15 protein-coding genes are annotated in these 18941 nt (G+C 71.0%); 11 read left to right on the plus strand and 4 right to left on the minus strand.

The window, feature by feature from the left end; translation table 11 throughout:
• Positions 1-4 precede the first annotated feature (4 nt).
• Positions 5-985: an NAD-dependent epimerase/dehydratase family protein gene (locus ABGA98_RS05335; RefSeq protein WP_347617014.1), complete on the plus strand. Its 981-nt coding sequence runs from the start codon at positions 5-7 to the stop codon at positions 983-985.
• 10 nt (positions 986-995) lie between these two features.
• Here the strand turns inward: ABGA98_RS05335 and ABGA98_RS05340 are convergent, their stop codons facing one another.
• Positions 996-2399 (minus strand): MFS transporter, encoded by a 1404-nt coding sequence (locus ABGA98_RS05340; RefSeq protein WP_347617015.1) that lies wholly within the window; start codon positions 2397-2399, stop codon positions 996-998.
• Positions 2400-2492: 93 nt separating this feature from the next.
• On the opposite strand from ABGA98_RS05340, the gene ABGA98_RS05345 reads away from it, so the two are divergent.
• Together ABGA98_RS05345 and ABGA98_RS05350 are read left to right on the plus strand one after the other, a co-directional pair.
• Complete coding sequence (locus ABGA98_RS05345) at positions 2493-3929, plus strand: cytosine permease (protein WP_347617016.1); 1437 nt, start codon at positions 2493-2495, stop codon at positions 3927-3929.
• A gap of 33 nt (positions 3930-3962) precedes the next feature.
• Positions 3963-4430, plus strand: coding sequence for a hypothetical protein (locus ABGA98_RS05350; RefSeq protein WP_347617017.1), 468 nt, complete (start codon positions 3963-3965; stop codon positions 4428-4430).
• A gap of 2 nt (positions 4431-4432) precedes the next feature.
• Here ABGA98_RS05350 and ABGA98_RS05355 read toward each other — a convergent pair whose 3' ends face one another.
• A complete protein-coding gene (locus ABGA98_RS05355; protein ID WP_347617018.1) occupies positions 4433-6232 on the minus strand; it encodes an alkyl sulfatase dimerization domain-containing protein in 1800 nt (599 codons plus the stop codon).
• Positions 6233-6358: 126 nt separating this feature from the next.
• Here ABGA98_RS05355 and ABGA98_RS05360 point away from each other — a divergent pair, with 126 nt between their 5' ends.
• The 8 genes from ABGA98_RS05360 to ABGA98_RS05395 all read left to right on the plus strand — a co-directional run bounded on the left by ABGA98_RS05360 (position 6359) and on the right by ABGA98_RS05395 (position 17744).
• Entirely contained in the window at positions 6359-6997 is a 639-nt protein-coding gene (locus ABGA98_RS05360; RefSeq protein ID WP_347617019.1) for an HAD family phosphatase, read from the plus strand.
• 33 nt (positions 6998-7030) lie between these two features.
• Positions 7031-7972 carry a ribose-phosphate diphosphokinase gene (locus ABGA98_RS05365; protein WP_347617020.1) on the plus strand — a complete coding sequence of 314 codons (942 nt, stop codon included), beginning with the start codon at positions 7031-7033 and terminating at the stop codon, positions 7970-7972.
• Positions 7973-8266: 294 nt separating this feature from the next.
• Complete coding sequence (locus ABGA98_RS05370; protein WP_347617021.1) at positions 8267-8728, plus strand: tetratricopeptide repeat protein; 462 nt, start codon at positions 8267-8269, stop codon at positions 8726-8728.
• Between the two features lie 2 nt (positions 8729-8730).
• Positions 8731-9018 carry a hypothetical protein gene (locus tag ABGA98_RS05375; protein ID WP_347617022.1) on the plus strand — a complete coding sequence of 96 codons (288 nt, stop codon included), beginning with the start codon at positions 8731-8733 and terminating at the stop codon, positions 9016-9018.
• A 315-nt stretch (positions 9019-9333) separates the two neighbouring features.
• Positions 9334-10026 (plus strand): response regulator transcription factor, encoded by a 693-nt coding sequence (locus tag ABGA98_RS05380; protein ID WP_347617023.1) that lies wholly within the window; start codon positions 9334-9336, stop codon positions 10024-10026.
• A 210-nt stretch (positions 10027-10236) separates the two neighbouring features.
• Positions 10237-15795 carry a fibronectin type III domain-containing protein gene (locus ABGA98_RS05385; protein ID WP_347617024.1) on the plus strand — a complete coding sequence of 1853 codons (5559 nt, stop codon included), beginning with the start codon at positions 10237-10239 and terminating at the stop codon, positions 15793-15795.
• Complete coding sequence (locus ABGA98_RS05390; protein WP_347617025.1) at positions 15773-16333, plus strand: hypothetical protein; 561 nt, start codon at positions 15773-15775, stop codon at positions 16331-16333. The genes ABGA98_RS05385 and ABGA98_RS05390 overlap by 23 nt, the downstream gene beginning before the upstream one ends.
• 40 nt (positions 16334-16373) lie before the next feature.
• Positions 16374-17744 (plus strand): DNRLRE domain-containing protein, encoded by a 1371-nt coding sequence (locus ABGA98_RS05395; RefSeq protein ID WP_347617026.1) that lies wholly within the window; start codon positions 16374-16376, stop codon positions 17742-17744.
• Between the two features lie 32 nt (positions 17745-17776).
• On the opposite strand, the gene ABGA98_RS05400 is transcribed toward ABGA98_RS05395, so the two are convergent.
• Together ABGA98_RS05400 and ABGA98_RS05405 are read right to left on the minus strand one after the other, a co-directional pair.
• A complete protein-coding gene (locus tag ABGA98_RS05400; protein ID WP_347617027.1) occupies positions 17777-17983 on the minus strand; it encodes a hypothetical protein in 207 nt (68 codons plus the stop codon).
• Positions 17984-18115: 132 nt separating this feature from the next.
• The gene (locus ABGA98_RS05405; RefSeq protein WP_347617028.1) at positions 18116-18931 is read right to left on the minus strand and encodes an SDR family oxidoreductase; all 816 of its coding nucleotides are present in this window, start codon (positions 18929-18931) and stop codon (positions 18116-18118) included.
• Between the last annotated feature and the right edge of the window lie 10 nt (positions 18932-18941).

Below are 18941 nucleotides of genomic sequence, written 5' to 3' on the forward strand. Positions count from 1 at the left end.
CGCCATGAGAGTTCTCGTACTGGGCGGCACGGAGTTCGTCGGGCGGGCCGTCGTCGAGGAGGCGCAGGCCCTGGGGTGGGACGTCACGACGTTCAACCGGGGCACCCACGACCCCGCGCCGGGCGTGACCGCGCTGCGCGGCGACCGGTCGGCCCCCGGCGGCCTCGCGGCGCTGGCGCGCGGCGAGTGGGACGCCGTGCTCGACACGTGGTCGTGGGCGCCGTCCGCGGTGAGAGACTCCGCCTCCCTGCTGGCCGGCCGGGCGGGCCACTACGTCTACGTGTCCAGCAGATCCGTTCACACCTTCCCTGCGCCGTTCGGCGCCGACGAGAACGCGCCGGTCGTGACGGGGTCGGCCGACGACGGAGACGGCGACTACGCGAAGAACAAGGCCGGGGCGGAGCTGGCCGCCGTCGCCGCCTTCGGCGACCGGGCGCTGCTGGCCAGGGCGGGGCTCATCCTGGGCCCCTACGAGAACATCGGGCGGTTGCCGTGGTGGCTCACCAGGATCGCGCGCGGAGGGCCGGTGCTCGCTCCGGAGCCCCCCGACCTCGGGCTCCAGTACATCGACGCCCGTGACCTCGCCGTGTGGTGCCTGCGCGCGGCCGAGCAGGGGCTGGGCGGGGCGTACAACGTGGTGAGCCCGCCGGGCTTCACGACGATGCGGGAGCTGCTCGAAGCGTGCGTGAAGGTGACCGGGTCCGACGCCGAGCTGCGCTGGACGCCGGAGACGCGCATCCTCGAAGCGGGCATCGAGCCGTGGACCGACCTGCCGATCTGGCTGACGGGCGAGCTCCACGACTTCATGCACGGGGCCGACGTGTCCAGGGCGGTGGCGGCAGGGCTGCGGGTGCGCCCGGTCGAGGAGACGGTCGCCGACACGTGGGCCTGGCTGCGGAGCATCGGCGGCGTGGCGCCCATGCGGCCCGACCGCCCCGCCGTCGGCCTCGACCCCGAGACGGAGGCGCGCGTCCTGGCCGGATGAGCCCCCGAGGTCATGGGCGGCGGGCCTCCCCGCGGGTGCGGACGAGGTCGTAGGCGGCGGCCGCCAGGGCGATCACGACCGACACCAGCACCGCCGTCAAGCCGTGGCGGAAGGCGGTCGCCCAGCCCTGGCCCAGCGCGCCGAAGAACGTGGAGCCCGCCACGGCGATCCCGATCGCCGACCCCAGCCGCTGCCCCGTCTGCAGCACGCCCGCCGCGCTCCCCCCGCCCTCTGGCGGCACCTCCGACAGCGTGATCGCCTGGTTGGGCGAGATGACCAGACCGCTGCCCATGCCCGCCAGCAACAGCGGCAGCACCGTCGCCAGGCCCACCGCCCGCCCGGGCACCAGCACGCCGGTCGCCAGCATCGTCGCGCAGAGCCCGGCGATCACCATCGTCAGGCCCACCGCCACCACGCGCCGGCCGGCGCGCGACACGAGCCGCCCGCCGACCACCGAGGCCGACGCCGAGCCGAGCGCGAAGGGCGTGATCGCCAGCCCGGCCAGCAGCGCGCTGTAGTGCAGCCCGACCTGCAGGTAGAGGGTGAAGATGAAGAAGATGCCGGTGAAGCCGGAGAAGTAGAACATCGCGATGGCCGTGCCCAGCCGGTACGAACGTCTGCCGAACAACGACAGGTCCACCAGCGGCTCGCGCGGATAGCGCCGCTCCCAGAGCACGAAGCCGGCCAGCACCACCAGCGAGGCCGGGATGAGCAGCCATTTCGTGTTCCCCTCCCACTGGTGCCGCTGGATGAACGGCAGCAGCAGCCCCACCACGCCCATGCCGAGCAGCAGCACGCCCACCGGGTCCATGCTCTCGCGCCGCCCGGTCCCCGGCCGGGCCGGCAGCGCCCTCCAGGCCAGCGGCAGCAGCACGATCCCGATCGGCACGTTCACCAGGAACACCCACCGCCACCCGTGCTCTGCCCCGGCCAGGCCGACGAGCAGGCCGCCGATCAGCGGCCCCGCGGCCGTGGACACGCCGATGGTGGCGCCGAGCGCCCCGAACGCCCGCCCCCGCTCGGCCCCGCGGAACATCTGCTGGATCAGCCCCGACACCTGCGGGTTGAGCGTGCCGGCCGCCAGGCCCTGCACGAACCTGGCCGCGATCAGCACGTTCATGTTCCAGGCGAGCCCGCACGCCGCGCTGGAGGCGGTGAAGAGGGCCACGCCCGTCATGAAGATCGTGCGCCGGCTCCTGGCGTCCCCCAGCCGCCCGGCGGGAACCAGCAGCAGCCCGAACGCGAGCGCGTACCCCGACACCGTCCACTGCAGCCCGTCCTCCGACGCGTCCAGCGCTTCGCGGATCGACGGGACGGCCACGTTGACGATGCTCACGTCCAGCCCGCTCATGAACGCCGCAACCAGGCAGATGGCCAGCGCGTGCTTGCGCGGGTCACCCCCCAATGCCCTCATCACGGGAGTCTCACCGCAGACCAGCGGCGGAAACGTGCCCCCGTACCAGAGGTAAGGGTTCGTTTCTTCGCATAAGGCGAGTAACGTCCGATCATGGACACGATGGCCGTGGAGCAGAACGGCATCAACGCGGTACCCGAGTCCGAGCGGCACGGGCGTCCGAGAGATCTCTTCTGGCCGTGGGCGGGCTCGAACCTGTCGCTGTTCGGCGTCGCGTTCGGTGTCTACATCGTCGGGCTGGGCCTGGGCGTGGTGCCCGCGATCATCACCGGAGCCATCGGGTACGCGCTGTCGTTCCTGCTGGTCGGCCTGGTCGCGATCGCCGGCGCCAGATCGGGCGTGCCGACCATGACGCTGGGCCGGGCGCCGTTCGGCTACCAGGGCAACAAGCTGCCCGCGGCGTTGTCGTACCTGTCGAACGTGGGCTGGGAGATCGTGCTCGTCACGCTGGCCGCGCAGAGCGGCGCGGCCATCCTGGGCCGGCTCGCGCCCGGTGTCCCGCCCGCGACGGCCACCGCCGTGTGCTTCGCCGTCGCGGCCGTGGTGGTGATCGCGGTCGGCGTGTACGGCCACGCGATGATCATGGTGGTGCAGCGTTACCTGACGTACGCGTTCGTCGTGCTGACCGTCGTCTACATGATCCTCATGGCCCCGCGGCTCGGCGTGTCGCTGGAGACCACAGCCGGCCCGGGCGGCTGGGTCGGCGGGATCATCTTCGCCATGACCCTGCTCGGTCTCGGCTGGGTCAACTGCGGCGCCGACTACTCCCGCTACCTGCCGTCGCGATCGCGCCCGCGCTCGGTGGCCCTGTGGACGATGCTCGGCGGCGCGCTGCCGCCCATGGTGCTGCTCGTGTTCGGCGTGCTGCTGGCGGGCGGCGACCCGACGCTGGCCGAGGCCGCGGGCGGCGACCCGGTGGCGGCGCTGGCCGGGGCGCTGCCGACCTGGTTCCTGCTGGCGTACCTGCTGACCGCCATCGGCGGCTTCCTGGCCGGGGCGATCATGGACATCTACTCGTCGGGGTTGTCGATGCTGGCGCTCGGCGTGCCGATCAGGCGGCACTACGCGGTGCTGATCGACGGGCTGCTCATGGTGCTGGGCGGTTACTACCTGCTGTTCGTCTCCACCAGCTTCCTCGCCACCTTCCAGGCGTTCCTGGCGATCATCGGCGTGGTGATGGCGGCCTGGGCCGCGGTCTTCCTGGTGGACATGTGGCGGCTGCGGGAGGGCGGCCGCTCGTACGGCGGGCCGGGCGGCGCGGACCGCGAGCGGCTCCTGCGTCCCGGCGCGCCGGCGCTGCACTGGCCCGGCCTGGTGTCGCTGGTCGTGGCGTCGATCGTCGGGCTCGGCCTCATCACCTCGGCCGACGAGAACATCGCCAAGGTCCTCGGCTTCCTGATGAGCGACGAACTGCGGACCGGCACGTTCGGGGCGGCGAACATCGGCGTGGTGGTCGCCCTCGTGGTGGCCGGCGCGCTGTACCACCTGTTGACGGCGTTCACCCGGCGTGGCGGCCGCGGGACACGCTGACCCGGCGTACACCCGGCGTTACGCTGGGTGGACATGTGCAACCTTCCGTTGCGGCTGCTGCAGTGGGCGACGCACGTCACGGCGTGCGGGCTGCTGCTCATCGCCGTCGTCACCGTGCTGCGCGACGGCCTCGTGACCGTGGCCGCCGGAGGTGTGCTGCTCGGCCTCGTCTACTCCACCGGCCCGGTGATCGAACGCCGGCCCATCCCGGCGCTCGTGTGGCTGGGCGTGGTGACGGGCGGCTGGGCCGCGCTGGCCGTGACGGCGTCGCCGTTCGTGTGGCCGGTGTTCGGGCTGCTCTTCGCCTACCTGCGGATGTTGCCGCTGTGGGCGGCCATGTTCGGGGTGACGGTGCTGACGTCGGCGGCGGTCGCGGCGGCGGCCTGGCACGCGGGCGAGCTGACGGTGCCGCTGGCGCTGGGGCCGGTGATCGCGGCGGTGCTGGTGACGTTGCTGGGGCTGGCCTGCGAGGCGCTGCACGCCGAGGCGGCCCGTACGTAGCCTCAGGCCGTCACGATGGCGAAGTCCGGCACCGGCCGGTCCAGCACGGCGACCAGCCGCTGCAGCACCGCCGTGTTGCCCTCGCGTTCGACCCCTTCGACGCCCTTGCCCGCCAGCAATCCCACGAGCTGCTCCTTCGTCAGCCGCAGGGTCAGGTCGGCCGCGGCGTCGCGCGGGTCGCGCTGCTGGACGAGCACGCCGTTGCACAACGTCGTACGGTGCCGCTCCCCCAGGTCGGTCAGATGCCAGTCGATGGCCAGCCGCTCGTGCCAGGCGCGCGGCCCGTCGACGCGGATCGCGATGGAGTCGAAGATCTGCTCGACGCTCAGCGCGGCGAGCAGGTCCGGAGAGGTGACGTCCATGGTGGCGGGCACGATGCCGTCGGCCAGCTCCAGGGCGCCCATGAGGTAGAAGTTGCGCCACGTGGCGTTCTCGGCCCCGTGGCCCAGCCGGGTGTAGACCTCGGCGAGCAGGTCGCGGGCCTCCTTGTTGCCCTCGTCGGCGAAGACCGCGTGGTTGAGCAGCTGGGCGGCGAAGCGCAGGTCGTTCTCGCCGATGTAGCGCCGGGCGAACTCCACCACGCCGGCGGCGCCCCCCAGGCACTCGACGTAGCGGATGGCGCTCTCCCTGGGCGGGTGCTCCCACAGGTGGGCCGGGTTCCCGTCGAACCAGCCCAGGTAGCGCTGGTAGACGGCCCTGACGTTGTGGGAGACCGAGCCGTGATAGCCGTGGGTGTGCCAGGCCTGCTCCAGCTGGGGCGGCATGGTCATGGCCTCGGCGATCTCGGGGCCCGTCAGGCCCTTGTTGATCAGGCGCAGCGTCTGGTCGTGCAGGTAGGCGTACATGTCGCGCTGCTGCTCCAGGAAGCGCACGATGGCCTCGCCGCCCCAGGTGGGCCAGTGGTGCGAGGCGAAGGCGACGTCGGCCCGGTCGGCGAACAGGGAGACGGCCTCGGTCAGGTAGCGTGCCCACGCGCGGGCGTCGCGCACCGCGGCGCCGCGCAGGGACAGCAGGTTGTGCTGGTTGTGGGTGGCGTTCTCGGCCAGGCAGAGGGCGCGGTGGTCGGGCAGGAGCAGGTTCATCTCCGCGGGGGCCTGGGCGCCCGGCGTGAGGTGGAAGATCATACGGATGCCGTCGATCGTCTCCTCCTGGCCGGTACGCGTGAGGTCCAGCGTGGGCGGGATGAGCGACACGGTGCCCGTGGAGGCGGTCATGCCGAGGCCGCAGCCGATCTGCCCCTCGGGCGAGCGGGGCAGCGCCCTGCCGTACAGGTAGACGGCGCGGCGGGTCATCGCGTGGCCCGCGTAGACCCGTTCGGACGCGGCGTGCTCCAGGAACCCGGCGGGGGCCAGGATCGGCACGCCGCCGTCGGTGACGCCGCGTACGCCGCCGAAGTGGTCGACATGCGTGTGGGTGTAGATGACGCCGGTGACCGGGCGATCGCCGCGGTGGGCGCGGTACAACTTCAGCGCCGCGGCGGCGCACTCCGTGGAGATCAGCGGGTCGATCACGACGACGCCCCGATCGCCCTCGACCAGCGTCATGTTCGACAGGTCCAGGCCGCGCACCTGGTAGACGCCGCTGGTGACCTCGTACAGTCCCTGTCTGGCGCAGAGCCGGCTCTGCCTCCAGAGGCCGGGATGGGCCGTCTCCGGGCAGTCCTCCTGGAGGAAGTCGTAGGAGTCGCCGTCCCAGACGACCCGGCCGTCCGCCGCTCTGACCACCGCCGGGCTGAGCTTCGCGATGAAGCCGCGGTCGGCGTCCGCGAAGTCGCCCTGGTCGTGAACTGGAAGGTCTGCCATGCCGTGTGGCATGCCCGGGAATCACTCCCGATAGCTCAATAGACTTCCCTAATAGCATGAATCTCGGGCAATAAGGACATACGACAGCCGGGCTTTGCCGGTCGCCGTTCGCGTATTCTCGCGGTCGTGAGAGCTTGCGTGTTCGACCTCGATGGCGTGCTGGTGGACTCCGAGCCCGTGTGGGAGGAGGTGCGCCGGGCGTTCGTGGCCGAGCACGGCGGCGCCTGGCAGCCCGAGACGCAGTCCAGGCTCATGGGCATGAGCACCGCCGAGTGGGCCGCCTACCTGCACGAGCTCGGCGTACGCAGGCCGCCCGCCGAGATCGCCCGCGGCGTCGTCGACCAGATGGCCGCCCGCTACCGCGACGGGGTGCCGCTGATGCCGGGGGCGGTGCAGGCGGTGCGGCGCCTGGCCGAGCGCAACACGCTGGGGCTGGCCAGCTCGTCCCCGCGCACGCTGATCGACGTGGTGCTGGACGCCGCCGAACTGAAGGAGTGCTTCGCCGCCACCGTGTCCACCGAGGAGGTCGCGCGCGGCAAGCCCGCCCCCGACGGCTACCTGGAGGCGGCCCGGCGACTGGACGTCGACCCCCGCGGCTGCGTGGCGGTCGAGGACTCCAGCAACGGGCTACGCTCCGCCCACGCCGCCGGCATGCACGTGATCGCCGTACCCCACCCGCGTTACCCGCCGGCGCCCGACGCGCTCGCCCTGGCCTGGCGCGTGCTCCCCAACCTCGACGCGCTCACCCCCGAGCTGCTCTCGTGAACGCCGGGCCGGGGTGGCTAAGCTTAGGGAACCGTGCGAGACATCACGGTTTTCAGCGGCAGCGCCCACCCCGAGCTCGCGGAGGAGATCTGTGCCCACCTGGGCACTCCCCTGCACCCCGTCCAGGTCCACCGGTTCGCCAACGACGTGCTCGAAGTGCAGTTGCAGGCCAACTGCCGCGAGCGTGACGTCTTCCTCATCCAGCCGCTCGTCCCGCCGACGCAGGAGAACCTCGTCGAGCTGCTGCTGATGCTCGACGCCGCCCGCGGCGCCTCCGCCGCCCGCACCACGGTCGTCCTCCCCCACTACGCCTACGCGCGCAGCGACAAGAAGGACGCTCCCCGCATCTCCATCGGCGGCCGGCTGGTCGCCGACCTGATGGTGGCCGCCGGGGCCAGCCGGGTGCTGGCCATGACGCTGCACTCGCCGCAGGTGCACGGCTTCTTCAGCGTCCCCGTCGACCACCTGCACGCCCTGCGCGAGCTGGCCGCCCACTTCCGCCGGTACGACCTGTCCAACACGGTCGTCGTCTCCCCCGACCTCGGCAACGCCAAGGAGGCCGCCGCCTTCGCCCGCCTGCTCGGCACCGACGTCGCGATGGGCGCCAAGCAGCGCTACAGCGACGACCGCGTGGTGATCAGCTCCGTGATCGGCGAGGTGGCCGGCAAGGACGTGATCATCCTGGACGACGAGATCGCCAAGGGCTCCACGGTCATCGAGCTGCTCGACCGGCTGCGCGAGCGGGGCGTCAGGTCGGTCCGCGTGGCCTGCACGCACGGGTTGTTCTCGGCCGGGGCGCTGGAGCGGCTGGGCGAGCTGCCGGAGGTCGAGGAGATCGTCTGCACCAACACCGTTCCGCCGCCCAAGCCCTGCGACAAGCTCACCGTCCTGTCGATCGCGCCCGCCCTGGCCGAGGCCATGCGCCGCATCCACGACGGCGAGTCGGTGAGCGCCCTGTTCAACACCGGCCAGTAAGGAACGCCGGGGATCCGCCGGGGCTTCGCGGAAAGCCGTCGCCCCTGGTCCCGCGCAGCCGGAATGGACGTTCGCTGAACGTACGAGCATGCCCGCTCTGACGTGACGCCGAGGGCCGGCACGGCTCCGGCGGGGCCGGAGAAGCGAGCGCCTGTCGTCGATCTTGACGTACAGTGCGGTCGCGGTGGGCGAGGAGGAACGCGAGCGTCATGCTGATTCGAGTGCTCGGGCCGGTGGAGGTGGAGCGGTCAGGCCGGCGGCGGCCTGTGCGCCCCCCGCAGGTCGCGACGGTGCTTGCCGTACTCGCCCTGGTGCGCTGCCAGCGCCGTCGCCTATCCGCAGCGCGAGGCCCTGAAGCCGGAACGGCCGGCGCGGGGTGCGGCGATCGAGCGGTTCGACGAAGCGGCGCAGGCGCTGCGCTGGTTAGGGGAGGAGTCGGCGGCGCTGCCAGCACTGCTCGCGGAGGCTGCCGAACTCGGGCTGCATAAGCACTGCTGGCAGCTGACGTGGGGGTTCGCGGAGTTCATGCAGCGCCGCGGCTTGTGGAGGCAGACGCTACGCGCCCAGGCGGTGGCCTTGGCTGCGGCCGAACGGCTTCGCGACCGCCTGGCTCAAGCGCTTTGCCACAACAGCATCGCCCGCGCGCACGCCAAGCTCGGCCGCGACCATCAGGCCATCGAGCACTACGACCAGGCGTTGGAGCTGCACCGCGGCCTGAACGAGCCGGCCTGCACGCACATGTCCATCTGGGGCTGACCGTGTCGCTGAACAGAGCAAGGCCCGGCCGCGAGTTGGAGCACTCCCTGCGCGCGTGGGCGCTGTTCCGGCAGGCGGGCGATGCCATCGGAGAGGCGCGCGCGCTGAACAACGCCAGCTGGTGCCCCGCCGCCGAGACGTCGCTCCGCCTCGGCGAGATGCGGTTGCTGGCGGGCGACTCCACGGCCGCGCTCGACGCCTGGAAGAGGGCCGCGGAGTTCTACGATGCCCTCGGTGATGTGAAAGGTGAGGCGGTCCGCCAGCGCATGGCGGCTCTCGACCGTCCCTGACCCGTCCGTCCGCCTCCGCCGAGCTGGGCATTGAGAATTCGTTGAGGGTTCGGGCGCAGACTTCAGCTCATGGCGCGGGAGACGCACGACATCGTCGCTCACCACCTGAGCGCCGTGGTGATCGATTCGGACGGGCCGCCGCTGTGTTGCTGGATGAGGACACGGCCGCGGCCGTCGCGGCGATCCGGTGCTCCGGCCGGGCCGCGCTGGCGGAGCTTGCGCGAGCGCGCCGAGATGCTCGGCGGCACGGCACATGCGAGACCGCTCGCGACAGGCGCTCTCCGGGCTGACGCGACCCTGCGCGGGATGTGACGCGTGCCTGAGGCGATCCGCGTTCTCCTGGCCGACGGTCAGGAACTGGTGCGCACGGGAGTACGGCTGATCCTCCGCCGCGAACGCGGGATCGAGGTCGTCGGCGAGGCAGCGGACGGCCAGGAGGCACTGGACCTCCTGGAGAGCGTCGCCGCGGACGTGGTGGTGATGGATGTGCGGATGCGAGGCATGGATGGGATCGAGGCGACCCGGCGTATCTGCGCCCGGAGCGGTCCCCGGGTCCTGATCCTGACCACCTTCGACCTCGAGGAGTACGTCTACGACGCGATCAGGGCGGGAGCGAGCGGATTCCTGTTGAAGGACACCGGCCCGCGATCCCTCATCGAGGCGATCCGGGTCGTGCACGCGGGTGACGCGGTCCTCGCCCCATCCGTCACCAGGCGCTTGATCTCCCGCTTCCTGCGGGACTCCGCGTCCGGTCCGGCCCGCTCTCCCGGCCGAGGGCCGGACAAGGCGCGTGACCACCGGGCGGGCCTGCTCAGTCAGCGCGAGCGCGAAGTGCTGGCTCAGATCACCACCGGCATGTCCAACTCCGAGATCGCGGCGCAGATGTGCCTGTCCGAGGGCACCGTCCGCACTCATGTGAGCAACATCCTGGCCAAGCTCGGCCTGCGCGACCGCGTCCAGATCGTCGTCTTCGCCTACGAGAACGGTCTCGTCGGCCGGGATACGTAGCAGCCGCTCCCGGACTACGCGGATCGGCGGAGTCACAATCCGCGCTGTGGCAGATGTGCATGAAGTGGCCTTTGTCCCATGCTGTGCCTGTCTGCTGCGCGGGCAGCACTCGCTGGGGCGAAAGGTGACATCGTGGATGTGAGCCGTAGTGGCATGACGGCTGCCTCAGGCACGTCAAGGGCGGGGCGGCGGACGGCACGACGGGTGACCGTGATCGCGCGATGGATCGTGTCGCTGGTCGTCGTGCTCTCGATGCTGCCATTACCGCGGCCCGCGCTCGCGCGGGCCGGATCCGCCGAGCCGGCCGCCCGGCAGGCCGCTCAGCAGGTTGTGTCGGCTCCGGGGCAGTACCACGCGACGCGGGCCAGGGTGCTGAACAACATCGCGATCGCGGCGAACGCGACCACGACGATCAAGGTGGCCGGAGCAGGGGCGGTCCCGGAGAGCGGTGTCTCGACCGCCGCGGTGAACTTCGCCCTCAAGGGCGCGAGCGCGGCCGGAGGGGTGATCGTCTTTCCCTCCGAGTTGACCGCCGCGCCGGCGGTCACCGGTGCCCGCTATCGTTCCGGGTCCTGGGATGACCATCTGCTGATGGTCAAGGTCGGCACCGACGGCCGGATCAAGGTGAAGAACACCGGATCCGCGGCGGTGACCGTCTATGCCGACATTCATGGATATTTCACCAGCAGCGCCGCCGACGACGGCGCCTCGTACGTGCCGCTGGACACGTCCCGGATCATCAGCAACAAGAGCGTACCGGCCGGCTCCAGCGTCTCGTTCACCGCCGTGGGGATCGGCGGCATCCCGGCGACCGGAGTGGCCTTCGTGGCCATGACCCTCATCGTCAAGAGCACGGGATCGGGCAAGGTGATCGTCCATCCCTCCGGCAGCGCGCTCCCGACCGGGTCCAACATCGATTACAGACCGCCCAACTTCCTGTCCAACCTGGTGATCGTCGCCCCCGGACCCGATGGCAAGATCACCGTGAACAACAACGGCGCGGCAGCGCTGACGGTGTACGCGGACGTGGCCGGGTACTTCGCCACTCCCGGGGCGGAGACCGTCGCCACCGTCTCCACCGAGGTTGCGCTCACCCCGGCCAGGATCGCCAACAACGTCTCGATCGCCGCGGGGGCCGTTCACACGATCGAGCCGCTCGGCGCGGGCGGGGTACCGCTGCGTGGCGTGAGCGGCGTGGGGGTGAACCTGACGGCGCGGAGCACGGCCGGTGGCCTCCTGCGGATCTACCCCACGGATCAGGCCGCCATCCCGAGCGGTGGTTCCATGGCCTTCCAGGCGGGCGACTACTGGGCCAACTTCGTGCCGGTGAAGCTGGGCTCCGACGGCACCTTCACGATCAGGAACGCCGGAAGCGCGGCGGTCATGCTGGCGGTGGACACCTTCTCCTACTTCACCCCGGTCCGCGTCCCCGCGGCGCCGACCGACGTGATCGCCACGGCCGCCGGCAGCAGTGCAAGCGTCACCTGGAACGCCCCGGCCGACACCGGAACGTCACCGATCACCGCGTACACGGTGGCCGAGGTCACCACCGGCAGGACCGATACGGTGCACTCGACCACGGCTCTGTTCCCCGGCCTGGCGAACGGGCGACGCTACAGTTTCCGCGTCAGAGCCACCAGTGATGTCGGCGATTCGGGCTGGTCAGCGGTGTCCAACGTGGTCAGCCCGCAGCCGTTGCCGGTTCCCGAGCGAGCGCTCGTCACCGACGTCGATCCCGGTGATGGGAGGGTGCGGCTGTCGTGGGCGCCGCCGCCCTCGGGCGGCGCGGCGGTGGCGACGTACCGGATCACCGTCCAGCCGGGCGACCGCTCCGTGGAGGTGGCCGGAGACCTGACCACGACCGTGGTCGAGAAGCTGGACAACGGCACCGAGTACACCTTCACCCTCGTTGCGGTCAACGGCAACGGCGCGGGAGAGTCGTCCCTTCCTGCCCGGGCCACTCCGCGGCCCGGGCAGGCGCCACTGCCGCCGATCATCACGCGTACCGTCGTCGGGGACGGCCGCCTCACCCTCCACTGGCTGCCCGCCGGCGACGGCGGCGCCGCACTGACCGGATACCGGCTCTCGGCGGATCCTGACGTTCCCGCCGTGGACCTGCCCGCCGACGCGACCACGGGGACGCTGACCGGCCTCACCAACGGCACCGCGTACAGCGTGCGACTGACCGCCTCGAACGCGATAGGCACCGGCGAGGCGAGTGTCGCCGGCCGACTCACCCCCACCGCCCGCCAGGTTCCCGGTCCGCCCTCCGACCTGGAGGCGGCCGCGATCGCGGACGGACAGGTCGAGGTGACCTGGAGTCCGCCCACCGGCACCTCGAGCGGGCCGATCAGCGCCTACACCGTCGCGGCCGACCCTGGCGGCGTCACCTCCACCCAGCAGGAGTGCACCGGCGAGCGGGAACGCTGCAGCACCGTCGTCACCGGTCTCGACCCGGCCACCGAGTACACCTTCACCGTCACCGCCACCGGTGCGGACGGCACGGGTCCCGCCAGCGCCCCCACGGCACCGATCAGGCCCATGCTCCGTACGACGGGCGACGTCTGGCAGTTGTCCCCGGCGGCCGCCGGGTCCCTTACGGCAGCCGGCGACGACGGGACCCTGATCTTCGACAACGGCCCGGCGGAGATCACCGAGCTGACCCCAGGGCGATACGTCATCATTCCGGCCACCCCTGCCGCGCCAGACGGCCTCATCCGCAAGGTCGTCACCGTCAACGCGTCCGGCGACCGGGTCTCGCTCACGACCGTGCCCGCCGCGCTCACCGACCTGCTGGCAGAAGGCGACCTGGCCGGCGAGGTCGCCCTCGACGGCCAGGACCTGGCCGCCGCCTCGGCCGGGCCCGCTCCGTCCGCCCAGGCAGCCGACGGCGAGATCCCGGCGGGGCCGCCACTCCACTTCCCCCTCCATCGGAGCATCGGATCCGGTGGCCGCCTGGACGCGGACCTCGTCCTGGCCCCGAAACTGGTGTACGACCTCAAGATCCGCGCCGGATCGATCTCCGGCACCGTCGCCCTGCACAACCGGCTGAGCGGCCCCATCCGGGTCTCCGCCGCCCATCAGGCGGACCGGACCTGGGAGTTCAGCCTCGGTAAGAACACGTTCAACCGGATGGTCAAGGTCGGAAAGCTGCGCCTGCCCATCGTCGTCACCCACGTGCTCACGGCCACCGCGCGCGTCGAGGCCGACGGCGCCCTGACCCTGTCCGGAACCGCCGACATCACCTCCGGGGTGCAGGTGTCCATCGCCGGCCGCAACGGCGCCGTCAGCCCTGTCTTCTCCGACCGCTCCGCCGCCGATCCTCCGGTCCTGAACGGCTCGGGATCGGCCCGGGTCGGACTGACCGGCTCGGAGTTCGTCTCGCTGGCCGGCACCATCGGCGTCGGCGTCGAGGCGAACCCCTACCTGGCCGCCCACGCCGACGTCGCCGCGAATCCCTGGTGGCAGGTTCGCGCCGGGGTGTTGATCCGGGGCTGCTTCTCCTGGTTCGACACCTGCACTCCGGCCCAGGCGTCGAAAGACCTGTACGTCACCCTCGCGTCCGCCGACGGCCCCTTCCGCGGCATATCCGTCATCCCCGCCCACGCCACCGTCGGCCGCGACCAACCGATCGACTTCGACACGGTCACCCACAACGCCGCCGACGGCCCCGTACGGTGGGAGGTCGTCCGAGGCCCCGGATCCATCGACGCCGACGGCGTGTACGTCTCGCCCGCCGGCGGGCAGGCCGTCATCCGCGCTACCCGCACGGACGGCGGCGTGGACGACCCCACAGCGGAGGCCGGCGTCGAGGTGGACCCGTACGTCCCGGACGTTCCGGTGGACGTCAGGGCCGCCGGAGGGCCGCTGTCGGCCAACGTCAGCTGGCAGCCGCCACCCGACAGTCTCGTCGGCATCACCGGGTTCGCGGTGGTGGCCACCCCGCTCGCTCAGGACGCGCTTCCTGTGACGACCTTCGCCAGCCCTTCCGAGCGCGGCACGACGGTGTACGGCCTGGCACCCGGAGTGCCCTACGCCGTGCAGGTCCACGCTACGGGTCAGAACGCGGTCGGCCCGCCCTCGGACGCGGTCACCGTCACCCCGGCGGCAGGCCTGAACCTCGACGGCGACAGCCGCAATCTCGCCGTCGACGCCTTCGGCAACCCCGACAGCATGCGAGATTCGGCCTCCTACCAGTCGCAGATCTCAGGCGACGGGAGGTACGCCTTCTTCGCTCTGCGCGCGGGTAGCAATCTGATGCCGAGCGAGGCGTACCTGTCCGGCAGCGACGCGCTGTACCTGGTGCGCAAGGACATCGATACCGGCGAGATCAAGCTCGTCTCGCGCCGCCCGGACGGCCGCACCCCGGCTCCGGTGGACCCACTGCGAGACTACGCGGTGACCTGGGACGGTTCACGTGCGGCGTACATCACCCTGCCCGACGGCACGCCCGGCCCGACCATGCCGCCCGGATGGGACGACGACATCGACCTGATCGTCAGCGACGTGGTCGACGGCGAGACCTGGGTCGCAGAGGACGGCACGGCCGACGTAGTGCCGACCATTGTCGCCGGCATCAGCGGGGACGGCGACATCGCCCTGTTCGAAAGGGATCGGCCGGAAGTGAACGCGACCGGTGGACAGGACCTGATTCTCGCCGAAAGGGACGGAACCCGGTACACCGTTGCTCAGCGAATATACGAACCAGGGATGGAGTCCACGTCCATTGCCGGAGCCGACATATCGGCGGACGGTGAGACCGTCGTCTATGCCTATGCGAATTGGCTGGACGAGCAGGGCATATGGGCGGGCGAATTAAAGATCTTCAGCACCAGCACCCGAAAGTACAAGACCCTGCTCCGGACCGGGGACGCCGAACCGTACGACAACCTCCAATGGCCACGCATATCCCCCGACGGCACAACAGTTACCTATATGGCCCAGCAAATCCAGAACGGCCCCTTCACCTCTTTCACCAAGAAGGTCACCGCCGTGGAGAACTGGGGAACGCCCATCGCGCAGGGCGAAGCCTTCCAGGCCACGACCATGACCGCGAACGGCAGGTACATAGGATTCACCACGCGCGGTGGCCTCGGCGGCGTGTACGACACCGTCGCCGGCAGCGTCACCCGCCCCACGACCGGTGGCAGCCATTCGCTCACCTACGACGGCACCGCGGGCGTCCGCGCCAGCAGTTGCCTGGGCCAATGCACCCCAGGTGTCTGGTACCAGCGCTACGACGTGCCGGGCCTGCGCGGGAACCTGCACTCGTGCAACACACCCGACTACGGCTACATCGGTCAGCACGAACGACGCACCGGCATGCGCGTCAAGCTCTGCTCCCCCATCCCGGAAGGCACGCCGGCGGCCTCCGGCATCAAACCGCCGGGCTGGCCGGCCAAGAACGAGAAGATCCCCGGCACGGAGGAATGGCGCTATGCCCGGGGTCATCTCCTCGGCAAGCAACTGGGCGGGGCGGGCACCGACCCGCGCAACCTCGTCACCCTCTTCCAGCTCGCCAACCGTGAACTGATGGATCCGGAGGAGGACAAGGTCCGCGACACCGTCGAGGACGGCGAAGACCTCTACTATTACGTGGCCCCCGTCTACACCGACGACCCGCCGCCCGAGACCGAGCATGATCTGTCCAAGCGCATGCCCGACAAGATCCACCTCGTCGCCAGCGGGGACAAAGGCTTCTTCCTGGACGCCTGCGTCCCCAACGAGGAAGGGGGAACGGTCACCTATGACGACCCTTGCACGGCTTGAGCAGCTCATCGGGCCGCCCCGAGGCCGGTCGGCATCGGTCGACTGGGGCGAGCTGCACCGCCGCTACGGCCTGCGTTTCCCGCAGGATTACCGGGCGCTGGCCGCCCGCTATCCCGACCTGGTCATCGCCGAGTTCCTGTCCGTCTTCCACCCCGCCTCCCGCGAGACCGCCTGGAACGACCGGATGCTGGACATCCCCCGCTCGTGGCAGCCCAGACTGCTCGGCTCCTGCACCCCCGGCGAGAACGCCATCCCGGTGGACTGGACGGGCCCGTTCCTGGTCCATCCCGAGCCGTACGGCGTCTTCCCGTGGGGGATCACCGAGAACGGCGACTTCTGCCTGTGGGCGACCCGGCCTGATCCGGCCCTGTGGACGGTGCTGATCGCCGATCGTCACGAGATGTGGCATTACCGGGGGACCCTCACCGGGTTCCTCTGCCAGGTTCTCGCCCGGGAGATCTCGTGCCCCATCTTCCCCGCCGACTTCCCGCTCGGGGACGACTGGCAGGCGGAACAGGACTTCGGCGACCAGCAGTAGGCACAGCGGTGCCACCGAAACCTTCCTTCGAGGAGAACGAATGCGCTTACCCCAGGCCCTGACCCTGGCCCTCAGCGTGCTGGCCCCGCTCGCCCTGGCGGCCTCCCCCTCCGCGGCCACCGCCGTCGCCCGGGACGGCATCGCGCCCGTCGCCGACACGTACGTCGTGGCCGAGTCGCCGGACACCTCGTACGGAACCGCGACCAAGCTGGCGGCCTCCAACTGGAACACCCCCTGGCACAGCCAGGCGTACCTGCGATTCCCGGTGCCCGCCCCGCCCGCCGGCCAGAGCATCGCCTCGGTCCGGCTGGAGCTGCTCTACCAGAAGACCGACCAGCAGGCGTCGGTCACCGAACTGCGTACGGTGACCGACAACGCCTGGTCCGAGTCGATGACCTACGCCGGCCGCCCCGCGCTCGGCCCCGTCGTCGCGACCGCGGACCTGCCCGCGCCCGGCGCCACGAACCTGTCCTTCGACGTGTCCGGCACGGTCCGCGCGGCGGGCACGTACTCGTTCGCGCTGACCAATCCCACCGCCCAGTCGTCCACCGTCGTGCACTCGCGCGAGGCGGGCGATCTCGGCCCGCGGCTGGTCGTCACCTACACCGTGCCGGCGCAGGCGACGCTGTGCGGGGCGTCCTTCATCCAGGAGGGCAGCGAGACCTACCAGCAGGCGCTCGCCCGCGAGGACTCCCTGTTCGGCGGCCTGAAGGCGGTGCGGGTGTTCTACGGCGGCCTGCCGCAGAGCTGGCCGGGCAAGCTCGACGCCGGCAAGCGGCCCATGGTCATCTCGTTCAAGGCCGACCCTCGCGACGTGATCGCCGGCACCCATGACGCCGCGATGCGCGCCTGGTTCCGCGGCGCGCCGACCGACCAGGACATCTACTGGACCTTCTACCACGAGCCCGAGGACAACATCGCCGGCGGCGAGTTCACCGCCGCCGACTTCCGCGCGGCCTGGCAGCGCCTGACCGCCCTGTCCCGCGAGATGAGCAACCCCCGCCTGCACGCCACACTGATCCTCATGGGCTGGACGGTCGACCCCGCCTCGGGCCGCGACTGGCGCACCTACTACCCCGGCCGAGCCGCCCTCGACGTGCTGGCCTGGGATATCTACAACTACGACTCCAAGGCCGCCAAGGGTCAATACCTCGATGCGGGGACCCTGCTCGACGCGAGCCTCGCGGTCAACCGGTCCCAGAACCTGCCGTACGGGGTGGCCGAGATGGGCAGCCACATCGCCTCGGGCGACGACGGCACGGGCCGCGCCGCCTGGGTCCGCCAGATGACCGCCTACCTTGGCGCACGCGGCGCCCTGTGGGCACTCTACTTCGACATAGACTGGTCCACTGGCGACTACCGTCTGCGCGACGCGGGCAGCCGCGCCGCCTGGACCGATTTCTGCGCCTAAAAGAATGTCTACCAGGTTGCGTTGCTTGTAGGTCAAGGCGTCCGGACGGCCTGCGCGGCTGCCCTCACGCTTGCGTTGGCGATCCGGTCGTGGCGTTCGGGGAGGACCGCCTTGATGCCGCGCCGGCGCAGGTCGAGACGGATCTCGCGGGTGGAGTAGCCCTTGTCACCGGTCAGCGTGTCCGGGCAGGCGAGGGGTCGGCCGCCATTGGAGCGGCGGACTCGGAGCTTGGCCAGCACGACGGGTCGCCGGGTCGGGATAACGTCGATCGGAAGCGTACTGCTGGTCGCGGTGGTCGCTACAGGTTCCCGCGCAGCCGGAATGGACGGACGCCTGCACGTACGAGCATGCCCGCTCTGACGTGACGCCGCTCAGAACATCCTGACGGTCTGCCCGGTGACCCTCCTGCCCTGGTGGGAGACCAGGAAGGTGATGACCTCGGCGACGTCCTCCGGCTGCGCGACCTCCCGCAACACGCCGCTCTCCGCGACCAGCCTCTCCACCTCCGCGTTGACCCAGCCGGTGTCGGTCACGGGCGGATAGACCATGTTGGCCGTGATGCCGTACGCGCCCAGCTCGTGCGCCGCCGACATGGTGTAGTTTCCCTGGGCCGCCTTCGCCGCGCCGTAGGAGACCTCGGTGGGGAAGCCGTCGGGGCCGCCGGAGGTGAGGCCGATGATGCGGCCCCAGGTCGCGCCGCGTTCGACGTGGCGCCGCGCGAACTCCGCGATCAGCAGTGCCGGAGCCCGCACGTCGACCGCGAACTGCCGCTCGTGCGACTCGGCGTCGACCGGCCGCAGCGGACGCCCGACGGCGTCACGGCTCGCGGGGGTGAAGGTGTCACTCAGCCAGCCGCTCGCGTTGTTGACCAGGATCTCCACCGGGCCGAAGGTCTTCTCCACCTGGTCGAACAGGGCCTTCGGGGTCTCCGGGTCGGCCAGGTCGGCCTCGGCGGCCTGCGCGGTGCCGCCCGCCGCGCGGATGCGCCGCAGCACCTCGTCGGCGTCGGAGCCGCGGGCCTGGTCGTACGCGGGTGGAGTGGCCGGATCGTTCAGGGGGGCGAGCCGTTTGTACGTGAGGAAGACCGCGACACCCTCGGCGGCCAGCGCGACCGCGGTGGCGGCGCCTATGCCGTGATTGGCGCCGGTGATCAGTGCGACCTTCCCTGCGAGGCCTGGATCGATCATGTCGCCATCA

It is taken from the genome of Nonomuraea sp. B1E8 (assembly GCF_039871515.1).
Taxonomy (GTDB): domain Bacteria; phylum Actinomycetota; class Actinomycetes; order Streptosporangiales; family Streptosporangiaceae; genus Nonomuraea.